Origin of the sequence: Lysobacter solisilvae (assembly GCF_016613535.2) — a bacterium.
GTDB classification, from domain to species: domain Bacteria; phylum Pseudomonadota; class Gammaproteobacteria; order Xanthomonadales; family Xanthomonadaceae; genus Agrilutibacter; species Agrilutibacter solisilvae.
The window spans coordinates 1,141,712-1,160,780 of the sequence record NZ_CP071518.1; the positions used below are offsets into that span (position 1 = coordinate 1,141,712).

Annotated in this window: 14 protein-coding genes; 5 read left to right on the top strand and 9 right to left on the bottom strand. The window is 70.4% G+C overall.

Features of this window, described 5'->3' with window-relative positions; genetic code table 11:
• The first annotated feature begins 100 nt into the window (after window positions 1–100).
• Complete coding sequence (locus I8J32_RS05025; RefSeq protein ID WP_200614704.1) at window positions 101–730, top strand: thymidine kinase; 630 nt, start codon at window positions 101–103, stop codon at window positions 728–730.
• Window positions 731–760: 30 nt separating this feature from the next.
• On the opposite strand, the gene I8J32_RS05030 is transcribed toward I8J32_RS05025, so the two are convergent.
• From I8J32_RS05030 to mutM, 3 genes are all read right to left on the bottom strand, one after another.
• The gene (locus I8J32_RS05030; RefSeq protein WP_200614702.1) at window positions 761–3,595 is read right to left on the bottom strand and encodes a serine/threonine-protein kinase; all 2,835 of its coding nucleotides are present in this window, start codon (window positions 3,593–3,595) and stop codon (window positions 761–763) included.
• Window positions 3,596–3,607: 12 nt separating this feature from the next.
• Window positions 3,608–4,168, bottom strand: a complete 561-nt coding sequence (locus I8J32_RS05035) for an ECF-type sigma factor (protein WP_200614700.1) — start codon at window positions 4,166–4,168, stop codon at window positions 3,608–3,610.
• Between the two features lie 101 nt (window positions 4,169–4,269).
• A complete protein-coding gene (mutM, locus tag I8J32_RS05040; protein WP_200614699.1) occupies window positions 4,270–5,082 on the bottom strand; it encodes a bifunctional DNA-formamidopyrimidine glycosylase/DNA-(apurinic or apyrimidinic site) lyase in 813 nt (270 codons plus the stop codon).
• 268 nt (window positions 5,083–5,350) lie between these two features.
• Here mutM and I8J32_RS05045 point away from each other — a divergent pair, with 268 nt between their 5' ends.
• Window positions 5,351–6,538, top strand: a complete 1,188-nt coding sequence (locus I8J32_RS05045; RefSeq protein ID WP_200614698.1) for a DesA family fatty acid desaturase — start codon at window positions 5,351–5,353, stop codon at window positions 6,536–6,538.
• Window positions 6,539–6,596: 58 nt separating this feature from the next.
• On the top strand, window positions 6,597–6,962 hold the full coding sequence (locus tag I8J32_RS05050; RefSeq protein WP_407061013.1) for an EF-hand domain-containing protein: 366 nt from the start codon (window positions 6,597–6,599) through the stop codon (window positions 6,960–6,962).
• Window positions 6,963–6,983: 21 nt separating this feature from the next.
• On the opposite strand, the gene I8J32_RS05055 is transcribed toward I8J32_RS05050, so the two are convergent.
• A complete protein-coding gene (locus tag I8J32_RS05055; RefSeq protein WP_200614697.1) occupies window positions 6,984–8,648 on the bottom strand; it encodes an MFS transporter in 1,665 nt (554 codons plus the stop codon).
• 140 nt (window positions 8,649–8,788) lie between these two features.
• Between I8J32_RS05055 and acs the strand changes: the two genes are divergently transcribed.
• Window positions 8,789–10,762 carry an acetate--CoA ligase gene (gene acs, locus I8J32_RS05060; RefSeq protein WP_200614696.1) on the top strand — a complete coding sequence of 658 codons (1,974 nt, stop codon included), beginning with the start codon at window positions 8,789–8,791 and terminating at the stop codon, window positions 10,760–10,762.
• 5 nt (window positions 10,763–10,767) lie between these two features.
• Here acs and I8J32_RS05065 read toward each other — a convergent pair whose 3' ends face one another.
• The 4 genes from I8J32_RS05065 to I8J32_RS05080 all read right to left on the bottom strand — a co-directional run bounded on the left by I8J32_RS05065 (window position 10,768) and on the right by I8J32_RS05080 (window position 14,634).
• Window positions 10,768–11,451 (bottom strand): nucleotidyltransferase family protein, encoded by a 684-nt coding sequence (locus I8J32_RS05065; RefSeq protein WP_200614694.1) that lies wholly within the window; start codon window positions 11,449–11,451, stop codon window positions 10,768–10,770.
• Window positions 11,452–11,657: 206 nt separating this feature from the next.
• Window positions 11,658–12,647, bottom strand: coding sequence for a lysylphosphatidylglycerol synthase transmembrane domain-containing protein (locus I8J32_RS05070; RefSeq protein WP_200614692.1), 990 nt, complete (start codon window positions 12,645–12,647; stop codon window positions 11,658–11,660).
• Window positions 12,644–13,882, bottom strand: coding sequence for a cardiolipin synthase ClsB (gene clsB / locus I8J32_RS05075; RefSeq protein WP_200614691.1), 1,239 nt, complete (start codon window positions 13,880–13,882; stop codon window positions 12,644–12,646). The genes I8J32_RS05070 and clsB overlap by 4 nt, the downstream gene beginning before the upstream one ends.
• Window positions 13,879–14,634, bottom strand: coding sequence for an endonuclease/exonuclease/phosphatase family protein (locus I8J32_RS05080; protein WP_200614689.1), 756 nt, complete (start codon window positions 14,632–14,634; stop codon window positions 13,879–13,881). The genes clsB and I8J32_RS05080 overlap by 4 nt, the downstream gene beginning before the upstream one ends.
• Window positions 14,635–14,850: 216 nt before the next feature.
• On the opposite strand from I8J32_RS05080, the gene I8J32_RS05085 reads away from it, so the two are divergent.
• The gene (locus I8J32_RS05085; RefSeq protein ID WP_207526800.1) at window positions 14,851–17,850 is read left to right on the top strand and encodes a bifunctional diguanylate cyclase/phosphodiesterase; all 3,000 of its coding nucleotides are present in this window, start codon (window positions 14,851–14,853) and stop codon (window positions 17,848–17,850) included.
• 12 nt (window positions 17,851–17,862) lie between these two features.
• On the opposite strand, the gene I8J32_RS05090 is transcribed toward I8J32_RS05085, so the two are convergent.
• Window positions 17,863–19,017 (bottom strand): GGDEF domain-containing protein, encoded by a 1,155-nt coding sequence (locus I8J32_RS05090; protein ID WP_200614685.1) that lies wholly within the window; start codon window positions 19,015–19,017, stop codon window positions 17,863–17,865.
• Between the last annotated feature and the right edge of the window lie 52 nt (window positions 19,018–19,069).

Here is a 19,069-nt window from a genome sequence, read left to right on the forward strand (position 1 = left end):
TTCGCGCGGCCCCCGCAGGCGCGGGTCCGGCCACTGTCAAGCCCTCCGCGCGGGCCGCCGCGGCTGCAGTGCGGGCGCTCCGCGCGGGTAAACTGCGCGCATGGCCAAGCTGTACTTCTACTACTCGGCGATGAACGCCGGAAAGACCACCACCCTGCTGCAATCGGCGCACAACTACCGCGAACGCGGCATGCGCGTGCTGATCCTCACCCCGCGCCTGGACCACCGCGCCGGGAGCGGCACGGTGGCCTCGCGGATCGGCCTCACGGCCGCCGGCACCGCCTTCGATGCCGGTGACGACCTGCAGCGCATCGTCCAGGCCGACATCGACGCACACGGGCGCCTGCACTGCGTCCTGGTCGACGAGGCGCAGTTCCTGAGCCGCGCGCAGGTGTGGCAGCTGAGCGAAGTGGTCGATGCGCAGCGGGTGCCGGTGCTGTGCTATGGCCTGCGCACCGATTTCCGCGGCGAACTGTTCGAAGGCAGCCAGTACCTGCTGGCCTGGGCCGACGAGATCAACGAGATCAAGACCATCTGCCACAGCGGCAGCAAGGCGACGATGACGGTCCGCGTCGATGAAGCCGGCCGCGCCGTGCAGCAGGGGCCGCAGGTGGAGATTGGCGGGAACGACCGCTACGTTTCGGTGTCGCGCGCGGAGTTCAAGAAAGTGATGCGTGGCGAGAGCACGGTCGAAGGCATTCCGGAACCCCAGCAGCCGCGGCTGCTGTAGGTCCTGCAGTCCGTCGCTCCACCGCGCGCCTCAAGGCATCGCCTCCGGCGGAGCGCCGGCGCAGGCCGTGTGGATCGCCGACACCTCGCGCATGACCGCGCCGCCTTCCGGCAGCGCCGCCTGCATCTGTGCCAGCGCGTCGTCCAGCATCGCCCGGGCCTCCTCGGGCTCGCTGCCGCAGCGCAGCTGCGCCGAGTAGGCGCGCGCCAGCCAGATCACCTTGCGCAGTTCGCCGTCGGTCGACCGCCGGGCGCCGATGTCGGCGAGCAACTGCAGGGAATTGGTATGGCCTTCCGACGCCAGCAGCCTGGCCTGCGAGACCTGCGCACGCAGGGTGTGCGAATGCGCGGCGCCGTAACCGTTGGCCGTCAACCTGACCGCGCTACGCAACGCGGTGCGGGCCGCATCGTGCTCGCCGAGCGCCGCCTGCACCTCGCCCAGCAGGCGGTCGGTGTCGCCCACGATCTCGTGGTCGGCGCCGTAACGCTCCACGCGCAAGCGGCGCGCCTCGACCAGCAGCGACCTGGCGCGCAGGTCCTCGCCGGACTCGTGCAGCACCATCGCCAGGTTGAACATGCCCGCCGCGAGCAGCGCGGTGTCATCGTCCTTGCGCCAGATGGCCACGGCCTGTTCCAGCGCCACCAGCGCCGCCTTGAGGTCGCCGCGCTCCCAGGCGGTGACGCCCAGGCTGTTGTAGTTGCGCGCCACTTCCCGATGTTCCTGCCCGAGTCGCGCCACCAGCCACGACTGGGTCTGCGCGAATTCCTCCTGCGCCTGCGCGAAACGCCCCTGGTCGACGTAAAGCGCGGCCAGCTGCCGGCGCGCATCGATGCTGGCGCGATGGTCCTTGCCGTGCAGCTGCAGCGCGAGCGACAGGGCCGCGCGGCAGTCGCGTTCGGCACTGCCCTCGTCGCCCTGCGAACGGTGTAGCGCGCAGCGCGCGCGCTGGATGTCGATGGCCAGGCGATGGCGTCCGCCCACCTCGCGTTCCAGGTGGGCCATGGCGCTGTTGAGGCCCTGCAGCGCCTCGCGCGTCTTTCCCTCGTCGCCACGCAGCGTGGCCATGTCGACGAGGTTCTCGACGATGCCGACGTCGTCGGCCGGCGACTGCCTGCGGATCGCCAGGGAACGCTCGTACATCTGCGCGGCGCCCTGGCGTTCGCCCACCGCGCGCCGGCAGCGGCCCAGCTGCGAATAGAACTCGCTGACCTGCGGCGGCAGCTGGGCCTGTTCCTTGCCGGCCAGCGACAGCACCGGGTCCATCAGGTCGATGCAGTTGCGCGCCTGGCCGCCCAGGCTCATCAGGCGTCCCCGCAGCGTCAGTGACTCCAGCAGCAGGCTGGAGGGGATCTCGTCGCCAGCATCCACGATCACCGCCTGCCGCTGCAGCAGGTTCTCCGCTTCCGGATAGTCGCCCAGGCCCAGGCGCAGGCGGGCGAGCAGGCCGAGCAGTTCGGCGCGCGTGCGCGGCTGCGCAGTGGGCTGGTTGATGTCGCGATCCTCTGCGGTCCGCAACAGCGCGCGCAGGTCCATCGGCTCGCCGGGTGCGGCGCCACCGGCGTTCTCGAACAGCCCGACCATGAACTCCTGCATGGCCTGTGCGCGCGCGGCTTCGGCCAACGCCTCCTTCGCCTGCCAGGTGACCAGGCTCAGGGCGATGGCGAGCACGGCGGTCACCACCGCGGCGGTGCCCAGCGCCCAGTGGTGGCGGGTGACGTACTTGCGCACGCGGTAGCCGACGCTTTGCGGGCGCGCCAGCACCGGGCGGCCATCCTCGTAACGGCGCAGGTCGAGGGAGAGCGCCTCCACCGAGGGGTAGCGCTGCTCGGGCTTCTTCGACAAAGCCTTGAGCACGATGTTGTCGAGGTCACCCGCCAGCATGCGGGCGCGCCGACGCAGGTCGGCGGCGTTGTCCTGGTGGGTGGTGTCGTTCTCGATGCGCCGGATCACCGTCTGCGACGGGCGCACCGCGTCGTGCACCAGGATCGCCTCCTCCCACGCCGCGTCGCTGTCCCGCGCAAGCCGGTAGGGCTTGCGGTCGGTGAGCAGTTCGTACAGCACCACGCCCAGCGAGTACACGTCGGTCATCGTCGTGACCGGCTCGCCGCGGATCTGCTCGGGCGCGGCGTAGTGCAGGGTGAAGGCGCGCATGCCGGTGCGCGTCTGCTCCACCACCGGGACCTCGGTGTCCAGCAGCTTGGCGATGCCGAAATCCAGCAGGCGCACGTCGCCGGCCGGCGTGACCAGGATGTTGGAGGGCTTGAGATCGCGGTGGACGATCAGGTTCGCGTGCGCATGGCTGACCGCGTCGCACACCTGCGCGAACATGTGCAGCCGCTGCGCGAGAGGAGTGTCCATCGTGCGGCAGTAGTCGGTGATCGCCTCGCCATCGACGTATTCCAGCGCCAGGTAGGGCAGGCCGTCGGGCGAAACGCCGGCGTCGAGCAGGCGCGCGATATGGGGATGCGCCAGCCGCGCGAGGATCTGCCGTTCGCGCGTGAAGCGCAGGCGCAGGTTGGTGTCGGTTAGTCCCGGCCGCAGCAGCTTGAGCGCAACCCGCCGCTGATACAGCCCGTCCGACCGCGCCGCCAGCCAGACCTGGCCCATGCCGCCCTCGCCGAGCATGCGTTCCAGCCGGTAGGGCCCGATCTCGCTGCCGGGCTGGGCGCCGCCCAGCGAGGAGACCAGGGGTTCGGCGAGGAAGTCCGTGCGCTCTTCTTCCAGCGCGATCAGCGCTTCCAGATCGGTGGCGAGGGCTGGGTCTTCCTCGTGCAGCTGCTGCAGGCGTTGGGTGCGTGCGTCAGGCGACAGGTCGAACAGGGCGTCGAGCAGCGGAGACAGCCGTTGCCATCGCTGCGCGTCCATGGGCGGGTGCGCTCAGCTGTCGAGCGAGGCCAGGAGGAACAGGCGGGCCTTCTGCCAGTCGCGGCGGATGCTGCGCTCGGAGCGCTCCAGAAGGCCGGCGATTTCCAGTTCCGACAAACCGGCGAAGTAGCGCAGCTCCACGACCTGGGCCAGCTTGTGGTCCACCGCCGCCAGCTTGGTCAGGGCGACATCCAGGCTCAGGGTGTCTTCGTCCAGGCGCACGCCGCCTTCGACGTCCTCGGGCAGGTCGGTGACGCGATGCAGATCCCCGCCGCGCTTCTGCGCCAGGCGCTGGCGAGCGTAGTCGACGACCACGCTGCGCATGGCGGAGGCGGCGTAGGCGAAGAAGTGGGCGCGGTCGTCGAACTGCGCCTCGCGTCGGCCGATCAGCTTGAGGTAGGCCTCGTGCACGAGCGCGGTGGCGTCGAGCGTGTGGCCGTGCTGGCCGGCCAGCTGGCGCCGGGCCATTGAATGCAGTTCGGAATACAGCCGCGCCAGCACGCTGTCGAGCGCACCGCGATCGCCCCCACGGGCGGCATCGAGCAACATCGTGATGTCCGCGCTGTCGGCCATGTTTCCCCCGGAACTGACCCGAATATAAACCCTTTCGCCCACCGCGGCGGTAGTGGGGCAGTGCGGGTGAAACGCGCGGTCGCCACGGGCCGCTGAGTGGTTCAGCGCTGGCAGTGCCCGCACCACACCGTCGCGCGCTGGCCGATGGTGGCCTGCTTCAGAGGTCGGGCGCAGCGCGGGCAGGGCTGGCCTCCGCGGCCGTAGGCGGCCAGTTCCAGCTCGAAGTAGCCCGGCTCGCCGTCGGGACTGATGAAGTCGCGCAGCGTCGTCCCCCCGCGCTCGATGGCGTAGGCCAGGATGTCCTTCACGGCCGCCGCGAGCCCCGCGTAGCGCTCCCGCGACACCCGGCCTGCGGCCCGCAGGGGCGAGATGCCCGCCTCGAACAGGGCTTCGGCGGCGTAGATGTTGCCCACCCCGACCACCACCGACTGGTCCATCAGGAAAGTCTTCACCGGCGCGCGGCGGCCGCGGCTGAGGGCGAACAGGTAATCGCCGTCGAAGGCCTCCGACAGCGGTTCCGGGCCCAGGCCGCGCAGCAGCTCGTGGGTAACGCCCGGAGGCTGCCACAGCAGGCTGCCGAAGCGGCGTGGGTCGTTGAAACGCAGCACACGGCCGCCTTCCAGCGCCAGGTCGACGTGGTCGTGCGGCCCGACCGGCGTCCTCGCTGGCAGCACGCGCAGGCTGCCGGACATGCCCAGATGCAGCAGCGCGCTGCCCACGGCGGTGTCCAGCAGCAGGTACTTGGCCCGGCGCCGGACCGCGTCGATCCGCTCCCCCGGCAGGCAGCGGGCGATCTGCGGCGGGATCGGCCAGCGCAGGTCGGGCCTGCGCAGGGTGACGCCGGTGACCCGGCGACCCTCCAGATGCGGGGCCAGGCCGCGGCGGGTGGTTTCGACTTCGGGCAATTCGGGCATGGGACGCAGGTTATCCGCAGCCGGACGCCACGGGCACGGGCGGGCCCGACCAGGGGGTCTTCCCGACGGGGACGCCGTCCGTCGCCATTCATGAATGTTTTCAAGGGCGTAGACCTTGCTGAACCCCCCGGCGATCCCCATCCCATTTCATGATCCGTACGGGCGCGGACGGCACCGGGCCGATGTCATCATCCCTGCCAGGCGCCGCCCACCCTTCTTCCTCGACACGCTCCGCTCCGGCGGGGCCGGGCACGCCGCCGGAGCCTCCATGTCCGCATCGATCCTCGACTTCCTCACCGGTGGCCTGCTGCAGGCCGGTTGGGGCGCATTGGCGATCTACTTCCTGATCGCCACCCAGCTGACCATCTTCTCGGTGACGCTGTACCTGCACCGCAGCCAGGCGCATCGGGCGGTGGACTTCCATCCGCTGCTCGCGCATGTGTTCCGGTTCTGGACCTGGCTGTCGACGGGCATGGTCACGCGCGAATGGGCGGCCATCCACCGCAAGCACCACGCCAAGTGCGAGACCGAGGAAGACCCGCACAGCCCGCAGATCAAGGGCATCGGCACCGTCTTCTGGCGCGGCGTGGAGTTGTACAAGGAAGCGCGCGACGACCGCGCCTCGATCGAGCAGTACGGCAAGGGCTGCCCCGAGGACTGGATCGAGCGCCATCTCTACTCGCGCTTCCCCACTCTGGGCCCGACGGCCTATCTCCTGGTGAGCTTCACGCTGTTCGGCTTCTGGGGTGTCGCGCTGTGGGCCATGCAGATGGCGTGGATCCCGTTCTGGGCGGCGGGCGTGGTCAACGGACTGGGCCACTGGTGGGGCTACCGCAACTTCGAGACGACCGACACCGCCACCAACCTGTCGCCCTGGGGCGTGTGGATCGGTGGCGAGGAACTGCACAACAACCACCACGCCTTCCCGTCCTCGGCCAAGTTCGCCCTGCGCCGCTTCGAAGTGGACATCGGCTGGGTCGCCATCCGCCTGTTCCAGTCGGTCGGCCTGGCCAAGGTGCTGCGCGTGGCGCCGACGCTGGACGTGCGACCCAACATCGCCATGCCCGATGGCGAGACGCTGCGGGCGCTGCTGGCCATCCGCTTCCAGGCGATGACCGACTACTACCGCACCGTGACCCTGCCCGCCCTGCGCGACGCCAAGCTGCGCCTGCCGCGCGCGCTGCGGCGCGGCCTCGCGGACGGCGGCCGCTGGCTCGACGAGGACAAGCGCCAGCGCCTGCAGGCCTGGCTGGCCGAGCAGCCGCAGCTGGCCCAGCTGGCGGAGTTCCGCGCCCGCCTGGCGCAGGTGCTGGAAGAACGTTCCAGCGACGCCCAGGCCACGCTGACCCGGCTGCACGCGTGGTGCGCCGAGGCCGAAGCCACCGGCAACGCCGCGCTGCGGGCCTTCTCGATGCGCATGAAGGGCTATGCGCTGGCGCCTTCGCGCCTGGCCTGAGCCTGACGTGGCGAACGCGCGCGTGACTCCTCCCGCCAAGCCGGCCCGCATCACGCGGATGGCTGCCGCGCGGCCGCGCCTCGCGATCACCCGCGGCATGGCCGTGCTGGCGGTTGCCGCCAGCCTGTCGGCACCGGCCGCGATGGCGCAGGTGACCGGGACCGACCAGTACGTCGCGCGAATGGACATCGACCGCGACGGCCGCGTCGCCCTGACCGAATACCAAGCCTGGATGGGGTACGCCTTCGAACGCATGGACCGCAATGGCGACGGTCAGCTCACGGCCGACGAACTGCCCGGTGGCCGGGGCGCCGCGATCAGCCTGTCGGCGCATCGCGAAACCCTGGCCGCGGCGTTCCGCCGGCAGGACGCCAACCGCGACGGCTTCCTGAGCGCGCGCGAGCTGGCCGCGCCGCCGCAGTAACCGCGCGGCCCCGGAGCGGCGTCAGTCGCGCAGGTCGACGCCGCGCGTTTCCGGCAGGAACAGCGAACCCACCACCACCGTCATCAGCGCGACTCCGATGGGATACCACAGGCCCTGGTAGAGGTTGCCGCTGGCCGCCACCAGCGCAAAGGCAATGGTCGGCAGGAAGCCCCCGAACCAGCCGTTGCCGATGTGGTATGGCAGCGACATCGACGTGTAGCGGATGCGGGTGGGGAACAGTTCGACCAGCCACGCCGCGATCGGGCCGTAGACCATCGTCACGTAGATCACCAGCACCGTCAGCAACAACAGCACCATCGGCTTGTCGATGCGCGCCGGGTCGGCCTTGTCCGGATAGCCGGCTTCCACCAGTGCGGCCTTCAGCGTGCCCGCGAACGCGCCCGCCCGCGCCTTCGCCGCAGCCGCGTCGAGCCCGCCGACATCGACCGATGGCACCTGCACCGCGCCGACGTGGACGATGGCGCCATCGGTACCCGGGGCGGCCTGCACGGTGTATGGCACGCCCGCCTTGGCCAGCGCCGCCGTGGCGACGTCGCAGGCGCGTGTGAACTGCTTCTTGCCCACCGGATCGAACTGGAACGAACAGGTCGACGGGTCGGCGTGGACCACGACGGGCTGCGCCGCGCTGGCCTGCTCGATGGCGGGATTGGCGTAATGCGTGATCGCGCGGAACAGCGGGAAGTACGTCAGCGCGGCGAGCAGGCAGCCGGCCATGATGATCTTCTTGCGCCCGATCCGGTCCGACAGCCAGCCAAACACGATGAAGAACGGCGTGCCGATCGCCAGTGCGCCGGCCAGCAGCAGGTTCGCGGTGGTGGCGTCGACCTTCAGCGCCTGGGTCAGGAAGTACAAGGCGTAGAACTGCCCGCAATACCACACCACCGCCTGGCCCGCGGTCGCGCCCAGCAGCGCCAGCAGCACGACGCGGCCGTTGCGTGAGAAGAAGCTTTCGCGCAACGGCGCCTTCGACTGGCGTCCTTCGGCCTTCATCTGCTTGAACAGCGGCGACTCGTCCAGCTGCAACCGGATCCAGACCGAAATACCCAGCAGCACCGCCGACAGCAGGAAGGGAACGCGCCAGTACGTTGCTTCGAAGGCTTCGTCGCCCACCCAGGCGCGCAGGCCCAGGATCACCAGCAGCGACAGGAACAGGCCCAGCGTCGCCGTGGTCTGGATGAAGCTGGTGTACAGGCCGCGGCGACCGTCGGGTGCGTGCTCGGCGACGTAGGTGGCCGCGCCGCCGTATTCGCCGCCCAGCGCCAGGCCCTGCAGCAGGCGCAGTGCGATCAGGATCACCGGCGCCGCCACGCCGATCTGGTCGTACGAGGGCAGCACGCCCACCAGGAAAGTCGATGCGCCCATCAGCACGATGGTGATCAGGAACGTGTACTTGCGGCCGACGAGGTCGCCGAGCCGGCCGAACACCAGCGCGCCGAACGGTCGCACGGCAAATCCGGCCGCGAAGGCGAGCAGGGCGAAGATGAAGGCGCTGGTCTCGTTGAGGCCGCTGAAGAACTGCCGCGCGATGATGGCGGCGAGCGACCCGTACAGATAGAAGTCGTACCACTCGAACACGGTGCCCAGGCTGGACGCGAAGATCACCTTGCGGTGCCCGGCCGACAGCGGGACGGATGCGTCGGCAGCGGTGGCGGCAGTGCTGGACATGGGCGGCGGGCTCCGTCGTGACGGCCCGGTGCGCGCGCCCGGGCAACGCCGGGCAGTAGAACAGATCGGCGCGCGTCCGGCGTGGCCGCGATGCGGCGCTTGCGGCACACTGGTTGCCCCATGCTCCCGAGTGCGCGCGCATGACGCAGCCCCCCACGGTTTCGATCCGCCCGGCAACAGGATCCGACGAAGGCGCGGGCCGCCTGTCCCGCAGCGAGTCCGACCGCCTGTACGCGCAGTCGCTCGACGATCCGGATGGCTTCTGGCGCGAAGTCGCCGGACGCCTGGACTGGATCAGGCCGCCGACGCGGATCCGCGACGTCAGCTTCGACCTGTCCGACTTCCGCATCCGCTGGTTCGACGACGGCCGGCTAAATGCCAGCGTCAACTGCGTGGACCGCCACCTGGCCACGCGCGGCGACAAGACCGCGTTGATCTTCGAACCCGACGATGCCGCCGCCGAGGCGGTGCACGTCACCTACCGCGACCTGCACGCCCGCGTCTGCCGCCTGGGCAACGCCCTGCGCGCGCTGGGCGTGGCCAAGGGCGACCGCGTCACGATCTACCTCCCGATGATTCCCGACGCCGTCGTGGCGATGCTCGCCTGCGCACGCGTCGGTGCGATCCATTCGGTGGTGTTCGGCGGTTTCGCCCCGCAATCGATCGCCGACCGCGTGCACGACTGTGCGTCCAAGCTGATCATCACCGCCGACGAGGGGCTGCGCGGCGGCAAGCGCGTCGCCCTCAAGGCCAATGTCGACGCCGCGCTGCGCCTGCCCGGCACGAACTCGGTAGAGACGGTGCTGGTGGTGCGCCACACGGGCGCCGCGGTGGACATGCAGATGCCGCGCGATCGCTGGTTCGATGCCGTCGTGGAAGGCCAGCAGGCGCAGTGCGAGCCCGAACCGATGGACGCGGAGGATCCGCTGTTCATCCTCTACACCTCCGGCTCCACCGGCAAACCCAAGGGCGTGCTGCACACCACCGGCGGTTACCTCACCTACGCCAGCTACACACACGAAGTCGTGTTCGACCTGCGCCAGGACGACGTGTACTGGTGTACGGCCGACGTCGGCTGGGTGACGGGACACAGCTACATCGTCTACGGACCACTGGCCAACGGCGCCACGTCGGTGGTGTTCGAGGGCGTCCCGCACCATCCCGACGTGTCACGTTTCTGGAACGTCATCGACCGGCATGGAGTAACGATCTTCTACACCGCGCCCACCGCGATCCGCGCGCTGATGCGCGAGGGCGACGCCCCGGTCAAGCGCACCTCGCGGCGGTCGTTGCGGTTGCTGGGCACCGTCGGCGAACCCATCAACCCGGAGGCCTGGCGCTGGTATTTCGAGGTGGTCGGCGACGGCCGCTGCCCCGTCGTGGACACCTGGTGGCAGACCGAGACCGGCGGCATCCTGATCTCGCCGCTGCCCGGCGATGGTGCGTTCAAGCCCGGTTGCGCCACGCGTCCCTTCTTCGGCGTGCGGCCGGCGCTCGTCGACGCGCAGGGCGCGTTGATCGAGGGCGCCGCGGAGGGCAACCTGGTGCTTCTGGATTCCTGGCCGGGCCAGATGCGCACCGTATACGGCGACCACGCGCGTTTCCTGGACACCTATTTCCGCACTTACCCGGGGATGTACTTCACCGGCGACGGTTGCCGCCGCGACGCCGATGGCGACTACTGGATCACTGGCCGCGTCGATGACGTGATCAATGTCAGCGGCCACCGCATCGGTACGGCGGAAGTGGAGAGCGCCCTGGTCTCGCACCCGAAGGTGGCCGAGGCCGCCGTCGTCGGCTTCCCGCACGACATCAAGGGGCAGGGCATCTACGCCTATGTGACGCTCAAGGCCGGCGAGGCGGCGGACGAGGCGTTGCGCCGCGAACTGCTGCTGCATGTGCGGCAGGAAATCGGCCCGATCGCGGCACCCGACCACCTGCAATGGGCGCCCGGATTGCCCAAGACACGCAGCGGCAAGATCATGCGGCGCATCCTGCGCAAGATCGCCGAAGCCGGCGGCGAAGAACTGGCACCCGGACAACTGGGCGACACCAGCACGCTGGCTGATCCGGCCGTGGTGGAGACGCTGGTGCGCGACCGTCGCCGCGGCTGAGCGGCCTACACGCCGTAGCGTTCCTGCAGGGTCGGCATGAACTGCAGGGCGATGCCCGCGCCGAACTCGATCTCGTCGTCGTCGATCCAGCCGCGGTTGATCGCCGCGCGCAGATCGCAGGCGTCGTCGACGTCGAACTGGAGTTCGGGCGCTTCCAGCCGCGCCACGTCGCCGACCGGCAGCGCACTGAGCCGCGCCGCGACCCCGTGTTCCCCGCGCAACCGGGACAGGTAGCGCAGCACGCCACCGGGCACCACAGCCGGCAGGCCCACCCGCGTGCCCTCGTGTGACACGGCCGCGTAGCCGCGGGGATTGGCGGCCGCCAGTTCAACCAGCCTGCGCAGGTGGCCCAGGTGCAGTGCCGGCTGATCACAGCCCACCAGCAACACGGGACCGTAGTGGTGTCCGAGCGCCTGGCTGCCGCGAGCGAGGCTGGTGGCCAGGCCCTGCGGCCAGCGCGGATTCACGGCAATATCGAGGCGCATGCCGTCCAACGCCAGGCTCACGGTTTCCGAATGGGCGCCGACAACCACGATCGTTCGTGCCGGCTGCGTATCCCGGACCAGGCGCGCCGTGCGGTGTACCAGCGTTTCGCCGCGCCGCATCAACAGCTGCTTGGGCGAACCGCCCATGCGCACGCTGCCGCCCGCGGCCAGGATGATGGCGACGTGGCGTTCGACAGTCTTCATGGCGCCCACCCGGGCCGCCCGCGGCGATGCAGGCCGGCGCGGGGAGTGGCCTGGCAGGTGGTCCGCGCGGTACGCGGGCGTCGGCTCGCGCTTGCAACGATGCCGCGGGAGCCGTTGAAATCCGGGACGGATCCGGTCGGGAGCATGGGGCGGCCCTCGGGGGACGGGCCCGTCGAGTCTAGAACGCGGTGATGCCAAAGCGCGCGTCACCCGGATGGGGGAGCAGGCGCGCGTGAGGGCACCTGCGGGTCGGCACCGGTGCCCACCTGGGGCCGCTTTCCGCGCGCCTCGAAGACCAGGTACATCACGACGGCGACGAGCAGCGGCGCCAGGTAATACAGGCCGCGATAGCCGAGCAGGGCGGCCAGCAACTGGGCGGGCGGCACGAGGTGCCCGAGCATCGCCACGAACACGGCCTCGAGCACGCCGATGCCCGCCGGGATGTGCGCCATGGCCGAGGCGATGCCGGCCAGCAGCAGCACGCCAAGCACTGTCGGATACGGCACCGCGGGCGGCAGCAGCAGGTCGATTATCCAGGCCATGAGCGACCAGTTCGCGCACGACAATCCGAACTGCACCACCGCCATCGGCAGCGTCGGCACGCGGAAGTGATGCCCGCGCAGGTGGTACACCCGCTCGTGCAGCCAGTGGCAGGCGGCCAGGTAGGCCGCCGTCAGCAGCAGCATCGCCATGCCCACCCATTGCAGGCCGGTCGTCCCCATTTCCCAACCCGGCGGCGCAGCGACGCTGCGGGTGGCGAACAGCACGCCCCCCAGCAGCACGTAACCGAGCCAGTTGGTGGCGACGCTGAAGGCGATCACCCGGCTGATCGGGCCCACGCCGAGCCCCGAATGCGAGTACAGCCGGTAACGGAACCCGGCGCCGCCCACCAATGCGCCGATGTTGAGGCTGAACGCATAACTGATCACGGCAATGGCGACCACTCGTGGGGTGGACAGCCGGTGGTGCGCATAGCGTCGCGCTGCCAGGTCGTAACCGGCGTACACGGCGTAGCTGGCCACTACCAGCGCGCCGGCGGCGCCCAGCGTCGCCGGGCCGTAACCCGTGAGCGCCGCGCCGACCTCGTCCCACGCGATCGCGCGCGCGGCCCGCACGAGCAGCCAGCCCACGAGCGCGAGGAAGGCGAAGAACGCGATGCGCGCAACGCGCCGCCAGCGCCGATGCCGTGGCTTCATCCGGGCTTCTCCGCTCCGTCCGCAGTCGCACCCGCGTCACCCGCCGGCTGCAGCAGCGCCGTCCGGGGCGCGTGCGCGGGCAGCCAGCCGGCCCAACTGGGGAAATGCCTGAGCACATGGAACAGCAGCGGCCGCGTCAGCCACTGCCACCACCGCCGCCGTGGCACCTGGGCCGGATCGACGGTCCGGCAATGGTTCGTCAGCAGCACCTGCAGGCGGGCACGAAGCTCGCGCACGAACGCCTCGTCCCGGACGAACACATTGGCTTCCAGGTTCAGCGCCAGGCTCAGCGGATCCAGGTTGCTGGAGCCCACCGTCGCCCAGTCATCGTCCACCAGCGCGACCTTGCCGTGGAAAGGCTTCTCGCAGTATTCGTGCAGGTTGATGCCGGCGTCGACCATGTGCCGGTACAGGGCACGCGCCGCGACCAGCACCACAGGCATGTCCGGCTCGCCCTGGAACAGCAGCGTCACCTTGACGCCGCGCCGCGCCGCGCGACGCAGGTCGCGCAAGAACCAGTAGCCCGGGAAGAAATATGCGTTGGCGATGATCACTTCGCGCCGCGCCGAACGGATGGCGCGTCGATACTCGCGTTCGATGGTGCTGCGATGACGACGGTTGTCGCGCAGCGCGAACATCACCTGCGCATCGCCCGCCGCCGGCACCGCTTCGGGAGTCTGCGCAGCGCGCCAGGGTTCGCCGGTGCCGCGCGAGGCCAGCGCGGTCTTCGCGAAGCTGCGGATGTCGGCGACGATCGGCCCGCGCAGTTCCACCGCGTAGTCCTGCTTGGCCTCCGGCCCGAAGTCGGCCAGATGATCGGCCGAGTAGTTGATGCCGCCGACGAAGGCCAATTCGCCGTCGACCACCAGCAGCTTGCGGTGCATCCGGCGGAAGATGTGCAGGCGCATGCCCAGCACGGGCCGCTGCGGATCGAAGGCGCGCAGGCGCACGCCGGCATCCGTCAACGCCGCCAGGTACCCGTCGGAGAAATGCGGCGAACCGTAGCCATCCACCAGCACGTCGACCTGCACGCCGCGTTGCGCGGCCTCGATCAGCAGGCCGTGCAGCCGCTTGCCCACCTTGTCCTCGAACAGGATGAAGGTCTCGACCATCACTTCATGACGGGCGCCGGCGATCGCCTGGAAAGCGCGCGCGAAGAATGCCTCGCCGTTCTCGAGCAGTTCCACGCGGTTGCCCGCGCGCCATTGGAAGTCGCCGTCGGAAGGACGCTTCACAGCGCCACCTGGACCATCAGCGGCGCGTGGTCGGACAGGTGCGACCAGGGCCGGGCGCTGAGCACGCGCGGCTGGGTCGCCGCAAGGTTGCGCACGTAGATCCGGTCCACGGGCAACAGCGGCAGCCGGGCGGGGAAGGTCGCCGCCAGTCGGCCATGCGCGGCCAGAAACACCTCGCCCAGACCGCATTCGGCCATCCGCGCGTGGCCGCGCCTGCGCCAGTCGTTGAAGTCCCCGGCCACGACCAGCGCTGCGTCCGGCGGCACGGCCTCGCGAATCACTTCGCAAAGCAACTGCAGCTGTCGCTGGCGATGGCTTTCGCGCAGGCCCAAGTGCACGCAGATGGCGTGCACGGGCACGGCCGGCCGGCCGGCCCCACCGGGAACGCCCAGTACGCAGTGCAGCAGCCCCCGCTCTTCGTGGCCGCGGACGGACACGTCGCGGTTCTCATGGCTCAGGATGGGAAACTTCGAGAGCAGCGCGTTGCCGTGGTGGCCGTGCGGGTACACCGCATTGCGGCCGTAGGCGAACTGCGTCCAGATGGTGTCGGCAAGGAACTCGTACTGCGGACCCTGCGGCCAGTTCAGATGGCGGCGCGCATGGCGGGCGTGCTCGCCAAGCACTTCCTGCAGGAACACCACGTCGGCCGAGACCGAGCGGATCGCCTCGCGCAGCTCCGGCAACACGAAGCGTCGATTGAGCAGGTTGAAGCCCATGTGGGCGTTCAAGGTGAGCACGTTGAACGCAGGCATGAGGGGCACGCAACGGGACCAGCGGCCATTGTCGTGCCAGGCGGCGGCAGCGCAGGTGAAGCCGGCGCGGATGCGCTGGCCCAGCCGCCGGCGCCGGGCATGCGGACCGTCACTTTCAGCCCGGCCTGGCGCGGACGGGGCATCTTCACGGAGCGGGAATCGCCGACGGCGTCTGATCACGCCAGGGCCCCGCCGTCGCGGGGAGGGGGTATCTGCATGGCTGCTCCGTCGACCATCGCCACCGCGCCCAAGACCCGTGCCTGGGGCTCCGACCGCGCCGTGCTGTGGTTCGGGGTCGTGCTGGGCGTCGTGTTGGCGCTGGCCCTCGCCGCGGCGATCGCGAACGACCGCGCGTCCCGCCTGGCCGCGGCACGCCACCAGGCGTCGGCGCTCGCCAGCGGGACCGAGCGGCTGGTGTGGCTCGAACTGCGCAACCTGGAACGCGCCATGCGTGGCATCGCCAGCGACGCGGAGGCTTTCAGCGACATGTCCGACGAGGACATCGCCGTGCCGGTGGCCGCGATGATCGAGGGCGTGGCGGCGCGTCAGCACGAACTGGCGCAACTGGTGCTGCTCGACCGCGAGGGTCGGCCGCTGACGCCCGCCCCCGCCCCGGCGGACGCGACGCCGGCCTTCGAACCGCAGGCGGGACGGGCTGGACGCATGGTCATGGGGCCGCCGCAAGCAGACAGCACGGGCTGGACGCTGCCGCTGTACCTGCCCATGCGCGACGGGCGTGGACTGCTCGCGCACCTGCGCGCGGACGAACTGCAACGGCGCGTGCGCGACCTCGACGCCGGCCGCGACGGCCTGGTGCAGCTGGGCTGGATCGGTGGCGAGATCGTGGCCGACAGCCGCGGTGAGGCCTACATCGGCCGCCCGCTTGCTGCCGGCATGCCGGATGGCGAGATCGCCCACATCGTTGCCAGCCGCGACGTGCAGGGCTATCCGTTGCGCGTGCGCGCGGGCCTGTCAGAGGCGGCGGTACTCGCGCCGTGGCGCCGCGTGCTGCTGGCAGGCACCGTGCTGTACCTGCTCTACTGGGTCGGATTGGTCGTGCTGGCGCGGCAGCTTGGCCGCAACGCGCGCTCGCGCGCCCACCTGATGCGCACGCTCACCGCGACGGCCGGCGGCCTGCGCCTGGCGCAGCAGCTGGGACGCACCGGGAGCTGGGAAGTCACGCGGGGCGGGCCGATCTCCTGGTCCGAACCGGTGGCCGCCATCGTCGGTGCCGATCCCGCCCAGACTTCGGCCACCGTCGCGGAATTCTTCGGACGCGTGCACCCGGAAGACCGGCAGGCCGTCGCCCGCACGCTGCGCGGTGCCTGGCGCAGCTGCGAGCCATTCGCCATGGATTTTCGCGTGGTGGCGACGCCGGGCAACATCGTGCGCTGGCTGTCGGTGCGCGGCCAATGCATGCCCGACGAACGCGGCCGCGCGCACATGGCCGGCACCGTGGTCGATATCACCGGGCGGGTCGAGGCCGAACGTCGCCTGGCCGATGCCGAGCGGCTGTTCCGCATGCTGTTCGAACGCAACCCGTTGCCGTTCTGGGTGTTCGACGTCGGCACGCTGCGCTTGCTGGAGGTCAACCAGGCCGCCATCGATCAGTACGGCTACAGCCGCGAGGAGTTCCTCGCGATGAACATCCTGGACATCCGTCCGGTCGAGCAGCGTGGCAGCGCGGTTGCCGACGTCGCCCGGCGCGGCACGCGCGACGCCGACGACCGGCAGATCTGGCTGCACCGGCGCCGCGACGGGCAGACGCTCGAGGTACGCATCTACACCGCCGACATCGACTTCCGTGGGCGCCCGGCGAGGCTGGTCCTGGCCGAGGACGTCAGCGAGCGCATGGCGCACGAGCGCGAACTGGCGTGGCGCGCCAGCCACGACATGACCACGGGCCTGATCAACGCACGCGCGCTCGCCGACGAAATGAAGGCCCACTGCGAGCCGGGCTGTCGGGTCGCCTACGCGCAGCTGCGCGGGCTGGAGCTGATCGAGGACAGCCTGGGGCGGCGCGCCGGCGCCGACACCCTGCGTGCCATCGCCCGCCGGCTGGAGCGGCTGGGCCACCGTTACGGCAGCGCCGGGCACGTGCGCGGAGACGAGTTCGCCCTGCTCGTGCACGATCCGGCCCAGTGGCCCCAGGCGCTGGCCGATCTGCGTGCGGAACTGGCGCGGCCGGTCACCGGCGAGGACTACCTGCAACGACTGGAAGCCTGGGTCGGTACCGCCGACTATCCGGCCGACGGCGAGGATGCCGCCGTGGTGCTCGGCAACGCGGGGCTGGCGGCGCACCAGGCCCGCAGCGAAGGCACGCCCCTGCTGCGCTTCGACCGCGAGATGGCGCAGCGTGCCAGCGACCGGCTGCAGCTGGCCGGACGGATCCACGAGGCGCTGGATGCCAACCAGTTCGAGCTGTATTTCCAGATCATCCGGTATGCCGGCAATGGCCAGACCGCCGCACTGGAAGCGCTGCTGCGCTGGCCGCAGGCCGACGGCAGTTTCATCCCGCCCAGCCAGTTCATCCCCATCAGCGAGGACTCGGGAATGATCGTGCCGCTGGGCCAGTGGGTCCTGCGCGAGGCCGGTCGTGCGCAGCGCGCGATCAGCGATGCGGGATTCGCGGGCGTGCCGGTCGCGGTCAATATGTCGCTTGCCCAGTTCATGCATGGCGACCTGGCGGCCGACGTGGAACGTGTCATCGCCGAGCACGGCCTGCGCCGCGGCGCGCTGCACCTGGAGCTCACCGAGTCGATCCTGATGACGCGGCCGGAGGCGGCCCTGGGCGTGCTGCGCCGCCTGCGCCAGGGCGGCGCGTGCGTGTCGCTGGATGATTTCGGTACCGGCTACTCGAGCATGTCCTACCTGCGCCACCTGCCACTGGATGCGCTCAAGATCGACCGCTCCTTCGTCGTGGACGTGCACCAGGACGAACGCAATGCCTCGATCTGCCTGGCGCTGCTCGCGCTGGGCCGCAGCCTGGGACTGACGGTGGTGGCCGAAGGCGTGGAAACGGCCGGCCAATACGAATGGCTGCGCACGCATGGCTGCGACCAGGTGCAGGGTTTCGGTTTCGACCGGCCCGCGCCCCTGGGTCAGGTGATCGAAAGGCTGCGCACGCTGCAGCGCAACCGCGGCGCCGCGGTGGTCATGGCCGGTGCCACGCCGCCTGGCGAAGCTGCCCCGCCCGCGCGCGCGCGCGGGCCATGAACCCCACGCCGATCAGACCTGCGACACCACCATCGCGTTGCGCCCGCCCTGCTTGGCCGCATACAGCGCCTGGTCGGCGCGGCGCAGGTGCTGGCTGAAGCCCTCCCCGGGCTCGCGATGCGCCACGCCGGCGCTGACGGTGGCCTGCTGGTCGCGCGCACCCTCCTCGAACTCGCGCCGCACGCGCTGCACGTAGCCTTCGACCGCGTCGGGCGTATGGCCCACGAAGAGGGTGACGAACTCCTCTCCGCCCAGCCGCGCGCACCAGGTGTTGGCACCCGCGCGGCTCTTCATCAGGCGGCCCAGTTGCTGCAGTACGCGATCGCCGGTGTCATGCCCGTAGCGGTCGTTGACGGCCTTGAAGTGGTCGATGTCGAAGAACACCAGGCTCACCGGATGGCCCCGCCGTGCGGCTGCGGCATACGCGGCGCTGGCGTCCTGGTTCCAGCCGACCCGATTGAACAGGCCGGTGAGTTCGTCGGTGACCGCCTGCCGGCGCAGCCGGGCCTGCATCCGGAACACCGCCACCGCGAAATCGGTCTTGTAACCGGCCAGCAGCAGCCCGAAGCCGATCGAGGTGAACGCATACAGCCAGTACAGCGCCGAGCCGCTGCTGGGGTCGCCATGCAGGCGGACCCGCCACCACGACAGGCCCAGCAGCACGGCGATCATCGACAGGATCGATGTCGGCCGCGCCAGCAGTGCCAGCAGCGCGATCGGCCACAGATGGAAGAGCGCGGTGCGCAGGGCCAGCTGCGAACTCGTGCCGGGCAACGGTACCGACATGAACACGCCGATCAGGACCGTGCTCAGCAGCGTCAGCACCAGGCGCACGCGCCAGTCCTCGAGCAGCCAGACCGCCGCCGCCAATGCGCCGACCGTCAGCGCGGCCAGTTCCACCAGCCACCATGCGTAGCCGATGCCGGGCACCAGGCCGACCGCTTCGAACAGTCCGGTCAGCGACAGGATCATCGCGCCGGCGCCGATCACGCCGCTGACGATCGGGCGCGTCGCCGCGACCTGCGCATGGGTGAGCGCCTGGCGCTCCAGTGGCGACAGGTTGCGCATCGAACGGCGCATCCAGAACCCGATGACCCTCTCGCGCAGCGCCGCCCGCCCGCGCGGCTGGGCTCGCGGCGGTGCGGCCTGGGTGGAACGATCCGGCATGGTCATTCCGCGGGGAGAAGTGGCGGCATTCTTCCGGTGACGACGTGAAGGC